Below are 10,227 nucleotides of genomic sequence, written 5' to 3'. Positions count from 1 at the left end.
TCAAGGCGCGCTCTTCGGCGCTCAGGTGGTGGTAGGTTCTGGACATGGCAACGCCCCGATATGGGGGTGTTGCACTTGGAAGTTGAGCCTAAGCTGTAGATGCCGTTGGACACTTCGACGTACTGCTCCAGCGGCACGTTCCTTGCTGCCTTGGGCTTAGGAGTATGGCCGGCCACCGGGGCGTCTGGTTTGCCTTCGGGCTGTGAGGCGGAGGCGGCAGTTTCGGGCTTGCCGCAAGCGGCCAGGAAGCAAACAAGAAGTACGGGCGTAAGAGCAACTGATTTCATGGTTCCCCCTTGGGTAGTAGCTCAGAGGGAATCGTCGCATGCATTTTGCGATAATCGCAAATGACCTTTACCGGGGGTTTGGGTCAGGCTATGCGGTCGCCTCCTGTCGTCCGCCCATGCAGCCCAAGTCTCCCGCCACGCTATTCGGCCGTCGCCTTCGGGCGGCGCGGGTGGCTGCTGGCTTGACGCAGGCAGATTTGGGGAGGGTGCTGGGCTTGGACGACCAGAATACGGGCGCGCCGCGCGTCAGTCGGTATGAGACCGGTCGGCATGAGCCCGACCAGGAAACCATGGCCAAGATCGCTGAGGCCCTGGGCCTGCCGGTGGCCTATTTCCATGCCGTGGACAATGTCCTGGCCGAAGTGATCCTGCTGGTCAGCCGCATGCCTCCTGCCGAGCGGGAGGCGATCCTGGCCCTGATCAGGGAGCGGGTCAGCACACCCGAGTAGTGGTCCTACACACTACTGCTTCATCAACGGGATGTGTTCGGGCTTTTTCTCGGTCACGCGGATTCCACTTCGATTGCCGGGCAGCGGGCTGCCACAAAGGGGCCATTGTAGGGGCTGGCCCGCCGGCGCACGAAGGGGAGGGGGCTGGCGCCGCTAGCGGCCGCTGCCGGTCTCCAGCATCCGCTTGCGGAAGAACGGGTACAGCGCGGCGCTGAACAGCATCGCCACGGTGGCGTAGGCCAGCAGCTGGGCGTCGGCGCCGAGCAGGGCATACAGGCAGTAGGCGACCGCGGCGGCGGCGGTGAGCAGGCAGCCGGCCCGCAGCCAGCCCCGTTCATTGCGCTCCAGCGTGGTCGCGGCCAGGGCCCCGGCCGAGAACAGGTAGGGAATGATGGTCAGCAGCACCGCGATGTTGGTCAGCTGGTCGAACTGCCGGGCCAGTGTCGGCGAGGAGGTCACCAGCAGCAGGCCGCTCATCAGCACCGCCACGATCATCAGGCCGGTGCCGGGCATGCCATGGCGGTTGAGCTTGCAGAACACGCGCGGGAACAGCCCATCCTCGGCCGCCGCCTTGGCGGACTGCCCGACCAGCAGCATCCAGCCGCCGAGCGCGCCGATCGACTTGAAGATCGCGCACAGCGCGATCACCACCACGCCCCAGGGGCCGATCATCAGCTTGGCGACATCGGCGAACGGTGCCGAGGAGTCGCGCAGTGCCTCCATCGGCAGCATGCCCATGATCACCAGCGAGCAGCTGATGTAGATCACCGCCGCCAGCGCCAGCCCGAGCAGGGTCGCCAGCGGGATGTTGCGTTTGGGGTTGTCGATGACGTCGGCCGATACCGCCGCGCTCTCCACGCCCATGAACGCCCACAGCGCGATCGAGGCGCTGCGCGAGATCGCCGCGCTGTCCTCCATGCCGCTGACGTTCCAGCCGGCCATGAACATGTCCGCATCGAACCACCACCAGCCGGCGATGGCGATGCTCAGGATCGGGATCAACGCCAGCAGCAGCGTGCCGGTCTCCAACGCGCCGATCCAGCGGGCGCCGCGGGCATTGGCCAGGCTCAGCAGCCAGATCACCGCCAGGGTGAAGCCCAGGCGCGGGTAGATGCCCTCCAGCCAGGGCCACAGGTGGCTCAGGTAGCCGGTGACCACCAGTGCGATGGCGACATTGCCGATCCAGTTGCCGAACCAGTACGCGTAGTTGCTGACAAAGCCGACGTAGTTGCCGAAGGTATCGCGGGCATACGCATACGGGCCGCCGGGCTGCGGGTTGATCTGCGAAAGCCGGGCGAACACCAGCCCCAGCGCGATCGCGCCGGCGGTGGCGATGACCCAGCCGACCGAGGAAATGCTGCCGACCGTGGCCAGGTTGGCCGGCAGCAGGAACACCCCGGTGCCGATCATGTTGCCGGCGACCAGCATGGTGGCCATGGTCAGGCCCATTTTCCGTGGTGCGGTAGTGCTCATGTCCAGGCCGGATCGGAAGTGAAGTCGATGGTCAGCCAGAAGCGGCCGGAGCGTGCGTCCAGCCGTGTGGCGATCTCATCGCGCAGGCGGTCCACGTCGCCGATGCTGCCCAGCTGCGTATCGGGCCGGGTGAGGATGTGGATCTCGATGAACTGCATGCGGCCCATCTTGGCGACATGGCTGGTGAAACCTTCAAACCGATGCTCGGCGACGAACTGCTCCATCACCGTCTGCACCTGCGCATCGAGTTCGCTCGGCGCCACCTGCAGCACCTCGCGGGCGGCTTTCCAGGCCGCGCGCAGCGGTACCGGCAGCGCGGCCAGGCTGATGACGGCCAGCACCAGCGGGTCCAGATACGGGATCCAGTGCGCGTGGCTGCCGCCGCGCAGCGCCAGCGCGATGACGAAGGACAGCACCACCGCCAGGCTCATCAGCCCGGTCAGCAGCCAGGCCCGCGCGTCCAGCGCCAGCAGCCCGGACTCCAGGCGGCGCGCATGGCGGCCGATCCATACCGCCATGACCAGGTCGACCACCGCCAGCAGCGCGGCCCACGCCAGGCCCGGGCCGACCCGGGTCTCGTGGCCGCCACCGCTGAAGCCGATGACGGCATTGGCCATCGCATAGATGCAGGCCAGGCTGAGGATGGCGCCGCCCAGCGCCTCGACCATCGGCTCCAGGTGCCAGAACCCGTACTGGAAGCGGGGGCTCTGCTCGTTGTTCATCAGCCGCAGCACCGCCAGTGCGACCAGGGTCAGGGCCACGTCAACCAGGCTGTAGATGCCGTCGAACAGGATGGCCTGCGAGCGGGCCAGCATGCCGCCAAAGAAACCGATCGCAGCGACCAGCACGGTCCCTGCGATCGACAGTTGCAGTACGCGTTGCTCCTGGCGGGTGCTGGTCATCAGGGCGAGTCGTGGTGCATCCGTGGGTTCCCGTCAGTGCAGGGGGAGGGCGGGCATCGCCCGCATCGTAGCCGCTTCGCCGGCGGGCGGCAGCGCCGGGCCCGGCGGCGGCCGGCCCGAGGTCGAAAGCACAAAGCACAAAGCACCCTCATCCGCCCTGACGGGCACCTTCGTCCGCTTGGCGGGAGAAGGGAGAGCGCCCGGCCATCATCACCGCCAGGGCCAGGGCCAGGGCCACGGCGATCACCACCACCACTGCCACTGCCGCGCTTCGCAACCCCACGAAGCAGGAGGACGTACGCCTTGCAGCAGCGGGCGTGTGTTTCGCCTTGGCCCCTCCCCCGCGGGCGGGGAGGGGGGGGGAGCTTGTCGCTTCACCCGCACCGCTTCGGCCGTTACAGCTTCAGGACTTCCACCTTGTAGCTGGGCTGCGCGCCGCTGTTGTCGATGATCAGGCCGTGCACGTCGGACTCGAAGCCCGGGAAGCGCGCGTTCTGCTCGCGGGCGATGCGCAGCGACTGGATGATCGGCTCGTCCTGCGCGCCGAAACGTTCACCCGGCATGATCGTCGGGATGCCCGGAGGGTACGGCACCAGCATGGTGCCGGCGACGCGGCCGCTGATCTGGTCGATGTCGACGCGCTCGATCTGCCCCTGCACCAGGTGGTTGTACGCTTCGGCCGGGGTCATCACCGGCTCGGGCAGGTCCACGTACATCTCGCGCATCACTTCGGCGACGCGGAACTCGTCGTTGAAGGCGTGCAGCGCGGCGCACAGGTCGCGCAGGCCCCAGTCGGCATAGGCCACCGGGTGCTCCTCGACCAGGCTCGGCAGTGCGCGGGTCAGCGGTGCGTTGCTGTCGTAGAGGTCCTTGAAGGCCAGCAGTTCGGTGACCAGGGTGCTCCATTTGCCCTTGGTGATGCCCATCGAGAACAGGAACAGCACCGAGTACAGGTTGGTCTTCTCCACGGTGATGCCACGTGTCCACAGGAACTTGCTCAACACCGCGGCGGGAATGCCCAGCTTGCCCATGGTGCCGTCCATCGCCAGGCCGGGCGTGAGCAGCGTGACCTTGACCGGATCGATCAGCACATAGTCGTCGGCGAGGTTGTCGAAGCCATGCCAATGGGCGTCCGGGCGCAGGTACCAGTCCGGGCGCGAGGTGGTCAGCGGCTTGTCGCTGTCGGCCTGGCCGATGCTGCGTTCCACGCCGTCCGGCTGCCATACCTTGAACCACCAGTCATCGCGGCCGAGGTCCTGGCTGACATGCAGCATGGCGCGGCGGAAGGTGACGGCTTCATCGTGCATTTCCTGCACCAGCGAGCGGCCGGCCTCGCCTTCCATCATCTTCGAGGCGACGTCGCACGCGGCGATGATGCCGTAATGCGGGCTGGTGGAGGTGTGCATCATGAACGATTCGTTGAACCGCTCCGCATCCAGCTCGCGGGTGGCCGCGTTGCGCACGTGGATCATCGATGCCTGCGAGAACGCGGCCAGCAGCTTGTGCGTGGAATGGGTGGTGAAGATGATCGCGTCCTGCTCGCGCGGCTTGCCCTTGGCCATGCCGTAATGGTTCTCGTAGAACGGATGGAACGCGGCGTAGGCGTACCAGGCCTCGTCGAAGTGCAGGTAGTCCACGGCGCTGCCGAGGTTGTCGGCGATCTTCTCGGCGTTGTAGCACAGGCCGTCATAGGTGGAGTTGGTGACCACCGCGATGCGTGGCTTCCCCCCCGGCTTGGCCGCCTTGCTGGCGAGCGGGTTGGCCGCGATCATCTTCTGCAGCGCCTCGCCGGAGAACTGGTCCAGGCTGATCGGGCCGATGATGCCGTGGGCGTTGCGGCTGGGGGTGAAGTACACCGGGATGCCACCGGTCATGATCAGCGAGTGCAGCAGCGACTTGTGGCAGTTGCGGTCCACGAACACGATGTCGCCGCGTGCCACGGTGCCGTGCCAGACGATCTTGTTGGCGGTGGAGGTGCCGTTGGTGACGAAGAAGGTGTGGTCGGCGCCGAAGTTGCGCGCCGCCTCGGCCTCGGCATCGCGGATCGGGCCGGTGTGGTCGAGCAGCGAACCCAGTTCCGGCACCGAGATGGAAAGATCGCTGCGCAGCGTGTTCTCACCGTAGAACTGGTGCAGCGCACGGCCCACCGGTGACTTGGTGAAGGCCACGCCGCCGGCATGGCCGGGGGTGTGCCAGGAGTAGTTCGACTCGGCGGCATGGTGGATCAGCGCCTTGAAGAACGGCGGCAGCAGCTTGGCCATGTAGTCGTCGGCGGCACGCATCACCTGGCGGGCGATGAAGCTCTTGGTGTCCTCGAACAGGAAGATGTAGCCGTGCACGTACTTGAGCAGCTTGCTCGGCACCTTCTCGATGGTGCGGCGGTCGCCGTACAGGAACACCGGCAGGTCGGCGCGGCGCTTGCTCTGCTCGCGCAGGAACGCGAGCAGCTGCTGGAACTGGTCGTCGTTCTCCTCGGTGCCGTCGATGGAGATCAGCACCGCCGAGGCGGCCACGTAGGTGCGCGCGCCGGCGCGGGCATCGTCCAGGGTCAGGCCGCACAGCACGCGCCGGTCGTTCTTGCGCAGCTCGTCGGCCAGGGCCCGGATCAGGATGCCGTTGATGCGCGGGGAGTCGTAGTCGGCATCGATGATGACGAGCGGATAGTCCAGGGAATTGAAGTACATGGTGGTTTCCTTGTCTACCGAGCGGGGGATTCAGTTCGATGCGCTGCGCGGGGCAGCGACGGGCGAGAGCTTGGCAAGCTTCTGCTTGCGACGGTCCTCGCTGAAGAACGGATAGAAGACGGTGATGAACAGTACGAACAGGAAGGCGTACTGCACGATGCTGCCGGAGGAGCCGAAGATCGCCCACAGGCAATAGACCACGGTGATGCTGGTCAGCACCCAGAACGCGCCGGTGTGGACCAGCGTGTGCGAGCGCTCGACCACGAAGTAGCAGGCCACGCACGAGTAGATGTAGGGCAGCAGGGTCAGCACCACGGCAGCGGAGGTGATCACGTCGAACTGCGCCGACGCGGTTTTCGAGGTCGAGGTGATCAGCACCGCCAGGGTCATCAGCACCGCGACGATCAGCACGCCCTTGACCGGCACCTCGTCTTTGTTGATCTTGCTGAAGATGCTCGGGAACAGGCCGTCGTCCGAGGCCGCCTTGGCGCTCTGCGCGGTCAGCAGGATCCAGCCGCCGAGCGAGCCGGCCGCGCCGATGAAGGCGCACAGGCTGACCAGCGCGCCGCCCCAGCCACCGACGGCATTGGCCGCGGCCAGCGCGAACGGTGCGTCGGAGACCTGCAGGTCGGCGTTGGGGACCATGCCCATGATCACCGAGGAGCTGGCGATGTAGGCCACCGCCGCCAGGAACACGCCGGCCAGCGTGGCGCGGGCGACGTTCTTCTCCGGGTTCTCGACCACGCCGGCGGTCACCGAGGCCGACTCCACGCCGATGAAGGCCCACAGCGTCAGTGCCGCGGCGCTGGAGATGGCGCCGAAGTTGGACTCACCCGAGACGTTGTAGGCGCCCTTGAAGATGGCCGGGTCGAAGAAGAACCAGCCGAAGATCGCGATACCCAGGATCGGGATCAGCGCGAAGCTGGTGGTCACCGTCTGCACGCGGGTGACGAACGCCGGGCCGATCACGTTGGCGAAGCTCAACGCCCATACCAGCACCAGCACCGCGATGCAGCGCGGGATCGGGTCGGACAGGATCGGGAAGAAGTAACTGAAGTAGCCGACCGCCGCGATCGGGATGGCGACGTTGCCGATCCAGTTGGCGAACCAGTAGATGGTGTTGGTCTGGAAGCCCATGTACGGGCCGAACCAGTCGCGTGCATAGGCGTAGGGGCCGCCGGCCTGCGGGGCCAGTTTGCCGAGCTTGGCGAACACGAAGGCGAGCAGCAGCGCGCCGGCGGTGGTCATCAGCCAGCCCCAGATCGAGGCGGTGCCGATCTTGGCCAGGCTGGCGGGCAGCAGGAACACGCCCGAGCCCATCATGTTGCCGGCGACGAGGAACGTCGCGCCGACTACGCCGATTTTTTTCTGACCTGCCATGGGTGTCTCCTTTCACCGGCATTGCCGATGTCTGTCCGGAAGGGAAGGGCGTGGGTGGGATTGCGTTGCTGGCGGCCGGGCGGTGAGGGCGGGTCCGGCCTGCGGGCTGGGTTACTTGATGAAGCTGTATTGCAGGCTGCCCTGCAGGCGCAGGGTGTCGGCGCTGCGTCCGTCCTGCAGCTGCTGTTGGCCATAGAGCAGTTCCATGCCCATCGTCCAGGACGGCGCCGGGCTCCAGATCAGGTTCAGCGCGCCATAGCGGCTGCGCCGGAATGCATCACTGGCGAGCGCGTCAGCGTCGTCCATGTGCAGTTCGCCGTAGATCAGGTTCGAGCGCCACATCTCCGACCAGTAGTGGGTGTAGCCGAAGAAGCCGCCGTACAGCGGCAGTGCCTTGAGCCGGCCGTCGGCATTGATCGCCGCGTCCAGGCCCGAACCGGTCAGGTCGGCGGTGTAGCGGCCCATGCCCTTGCCGCCGAGCAGCCCGAACAGCAGCAGGTCGCGCTCGGCGACGGCGAACGAGCCGCTCAGCTGCAGGCCGCCGCCGAAGGTGCGGTCACTGCGGCCGTCGCCGTCGTAGCCGAGGCTGCGCGCCACCGCGCCCAGCTGCAGGTGCCCCCAGTTGCGCTCCATGCGTGCGACCAGGCTGACGTCGGGGAAGCGGTCGGCACTGATGTCCGAATCGCCGGTGTTGGCCAGCTGTGCATCCGGGTCTTCGGCGGCGATGGTCAGGCTGTTGCCCTTGCCCAGCGCGAAGCTGTGGTGGATGCCGGCCACCAGCAGGTAGCCGGCGCCGCCGGGGCCGGCGAAATCCAGCGTATCGGGCAGCGAGTCGGCATCCATGAAGGTGGAGTAGCCATAGCCGGCGTAGGTGTTGCCCAGCTGTCCGTAGGCATGGCGCAGGCGGAACTGATAGCTGTCGCTGCTGCCGAAGAAGTCGTTCTCCAGGTAGAAGCGCAGGTTGCCATGGCTGGTCGGGCGACGCGCTTCGAAGCTGAAGCGGGTCTGCTTGGCGTGCATGTCGAAATGCGAGACGTCGCGGTGCGGACCGCCCACCGGAATGGAGGAGGTGACGAACTGTTCGGTGTCGCCCGCGGCGCGGCCATCGGCGATCGCATCGAGCTTGGCGTAACCGCCCAGGCGGATCATGGTCTCGGTGCCGGGGATGGCGAAGAAACCCTTCAGCTCCGGATCGGTGGGGGAGGGCGCATTGTCCGGTCGGGATGCCGCGGTGGACGGGTCGGCGACCGAATCACGTGGCGGCAGCACCGATTGCGTGGTGGCCGCCGAACGCGACGGGGACAGCTGCGCGATCGATGTGGCGGCGGCTGCCGGCGGGGTGGTGACTACGGACGAGGCGGGTGCCGTTTGTGGCGCTGTCGCAGGCGCGGGGGTACCGCTCTGTGCCTGGGTGCCCTGTCCGCGCTCCAGCGCGTTGAGGCGTTCGGTCAAGGCCTGCAGATGGTTCTGCACCTGCGTGATCTCTTCGCGCAGGGTGGCTACCGAATCCTGTGCGCTGGCCCATCCGGGTGCCAATGCAAGGGCCATCGCAATGGCAAGTGTTCGTGGTTTCATCGCCCGATCCAACCAGAAAAAAGCATCACGCGCAACCGGGTCGAAGCCGGTCGCGGTGTCTGCATCCGCCTGTTATCCGAAAAGTGATGACGGAGGTGTGAATCACTCCGTGAAAAAACGTGAAATGTGCGCTGATTGCGCTTGTTCGCCGGTCAACCCCGGATGTCCTGCTGAGATCGGCGTTCGCAAGTGAGAGTGTGAGTGATATGTGACGGAAAAGTGCCGGGTGCGGCGCGCCGGGCCTGTCGCAAAATGCGACGCCCGGTGCCGGCTCAGTGCGTGGATTCCTCAATAACACCCTGCGCCAGTGGAACGCGAGAGCCATCGAGCAGGCCGCGGCTGAGCGCGCCGTTCTCGATGAACAGCAGCTCGGCATTGCTGCCTTCCTTCATGTCGGCATCGATGGCGATGATGCGGCCGTCATGGAACGTGCTGACGTGCGGCATCGAGGTATGCCCGACCACGATGCGCTGCAGGCCGAGCTGATCGAGCACGCCCTGCACGCCAGGCGTGTCCAGGCGCCCGTCGAAGTAACCGCGGTACCAGATCGGGCTGGTCTTGCCGTCATACAGCGGCGCGGTGCCCGGATCGGCCTTGACCTCGGCGCGCGGGCGCCCCAGCGAGGCCTGGTAGGCGGCATTGGTGCGCGCCGGATCCAGTGCCAGTGGCAGCGCTTCGGGGGCGATGCCGCCATGCAGGAACAGCGTGTCGCCGACGCGCAGCAGCACCGGGCGGGTGCGCAGCCACTGCCCGATCACGCTGTCGGCGGCATACAGCTCGGGGTAGCTGCGGCCCAGCAGCTGCGCGCTGCGCAGGTACTTGGGATTGACGTAACGCAGGTCGTCGTACAACACCATCGTCTCGTGGTTGCCGAGGACGAAATGCACCGCGCCACCGGCGGCCGCGGCCTGCTGCTGCAGGCGGTACAGCAGCCAGAACGCCTCGGTCACCTGCGGCCCGCGGTCGAACACGTCGCCGGCCACCACCAGCGTGTCGGTGCCGAGCGTCCAGTGATCCTGTGCGTCGATGACCCGGTGCGCGCGCAGCAGCCGCACCAGCAGGTCGTACTGGCCGTGGATGTCCGACACCGCGACGATGCGCGGCGCCGCCGGCGGGATCGCCAGCGCAGGCGTCGTCGGCGGACGCAGCGCAAGCGGCTGGGTGAAGTTGCGTGCAGGCGGCGGGTTGAGATGGTGGCAGCGGCGTCTAGGATGGTTCTCTAATGCGAACCGGTACGCAGAAAGCCGGGAAATGCAGTCCGAGGTCCGGGGTTGCAAAGTGGCAAAAACAACCCCGGACTGCACAAAAAACCCCTGTGAAACAGCACTGTGTCCGGGGTGTCCGGGGTTGGAGCCGTTTCAAAACTTTTAGCGAGAAAAAGGGCTTGGTCTCAACAATCAAGCGCAACACCTGGATGAGAATTCCGCCATCTCTTCGGCCAGCGCTTCCTCCGGAGTTTTCCAGTCCAGGGTTTTCC

7 protein-coding genes and 1 pseudogene are annotated in these 10,227 nt (G+C 66.5%); 1 reads left to right on the top strand and 7 read right to left on the bottom strand.

Annotated elements, in window-relative coordinates; genetic code table 11:
- Window positions 1-287 (bottom strand): hypothetical protein (locus FKV24_RS19575; RefSeq protein WP_211371835.1); only part of this gene is annotated, 287 nt, incomplete at its 3' end.
- Window positions 288-325: 38 nt separating this feature from the next.
- Here FKV24_RS19575 and FKV24_RS09635 point away from each other — a divergent pair.
- Entirely contained in the window at window positions 326-736 is a 411-nt protein-coding gene (locus tag FKV24_RS09635; protein ID WP_306760625.1) for a helix-turn-helix domain-containing protein, read from the top strand.
- 153 nt (window positions 737-889) lie between these two features.
- On the opposite strand, the gene FKV24_RS09630 is transcribed toward FKV24_RS09635, so the two are convergent.
- From FKV24_RS09630 to FKV24_RS09605, 6 genes and pseudogenes are all read right to left on the bottom strand, one after another.
- A complete protein-coding gene (locus tag FKV24_RS09630) occupies window positions 890-2,209 on the bottom strand; it encodes an amino acid permease (protein WP_081113787.1) in 1,320 nt (439 codons plus the stop codon).
- The gene (locus tag FKV24_RS09625; RefSeq protein WP_062607651.1) at window positions 2,206-3,111 is read right to left on the bottom strand and encodes a cation diffusion facilitator family transporter; all 906 of its coding nucleotides are present in this window, start codon (window positions 3,109-3,111) and stop codon (window positions 2,206-2,208) included. The genes FKV24_RS09630 and FKV24_RS09625 overlap by 4 nt, the downstream gene beginning before the upstream one ends.
- Before the next feature lie 395 nt (window positions 3,112-3,506).
- Complete coding sequence (locus FKV24_RS09620) at window positions 3,507-5,795, bottom strand: Orn/Lys/Arg family decarboxylase (RefSeq protein WP_141482223.1); 2,289 nt, start codon at window positions 5,793-5,795, stop codon at window positions 3,507-3,509.
- Window positions 5,796-5,825: 30 nt separating this feature from the next.
- A complete protein-coding gene (adiC, locus tag FKV24_RS09615; protein WP_099497325.1) occupies window positions 5,826-7,175 on the bottom strand; it encodes an arginine/agmatine antiporter in 1,350 nt (449 codons plus the stop codon).
- 111 nt (window positions 7,176-7,286) lie between these two features.
- On the bottom strand, window positions 7,287-8,750 hold the full coding sequence (locus FKV24_RS09610) for a DcaP family trimeric outer membrane transporter (RefSeq protein ID WP_141482222.1): 1,464 nt from the start codon (window positions 8,748-8,750) through the stop codon (window positions 7,287-7,289).
- 272 nt (window positions 8,751-9,022) lie between these two features.
- Window positions 9,023-9,862: pseudogene (locus FKV24_RS09605) on the bottom strand (metallophosphoesterase); the annotation flags it as partial.
- Window positions 9,863-10,227 lie beyond the last annotated feature (365 nt).

Origin of the sequence: Marilutibacter maris (assembly GCF_006546735.2) — a bacterium.
Classification (GTDB): Bacteria; Pseudomonadota; Gammaproteobacteria; order Xanthomonadales; family Xanthomonadaceae; genus Marilutibacter; species Marilutibacter maris.
This window is presented reverse-complemented; position numbering and strand designations above follow the sequence as displayed.

Coding starts and splice junctions, on each gene's coding strand:
- adiC (WP_099497325.1), bottom strand. CDS start 7,175: ATGGCAGGTCAGAAAAAAATCGGCGTAGTCGGCGCGACGTTCCTCGTC.
- FKV24_RS09620 (WP_141482223.1), bottom strand. CDS start 5,795: ATGTACTTCAATTCCCTGGACTATCCGCTCGTCATCATCGATGCCGAC.
- FKV24_RS09625 (WP_062607651.1), bottom strand. CDS start 3,111: ATGACCAGCACCCGCCAGGAGCAACGCGTACTGCAACTGTCGATCGCA.
- FKV24_RS09635 (WP_306760625.1), top strand. CDS start 326: ATGCATTTTGCGATAATCGCAAATGACCTTTACCGGGGGTTTGGGTCA.
- FKV24_RS09610 (WP_141482222.1), bottom strand. CDS start 8,750: ATGAAACCACGAACACTTGCCATTGCGATGGCCCTTGCATTGGCACCC.
- FKV24_RS09630 (WP_081113787.1), bottom strand. CDS start 2,209: ATGAGCACTACCGCACCACGGAAAATGGGCCTGACCATGGCCACCATG.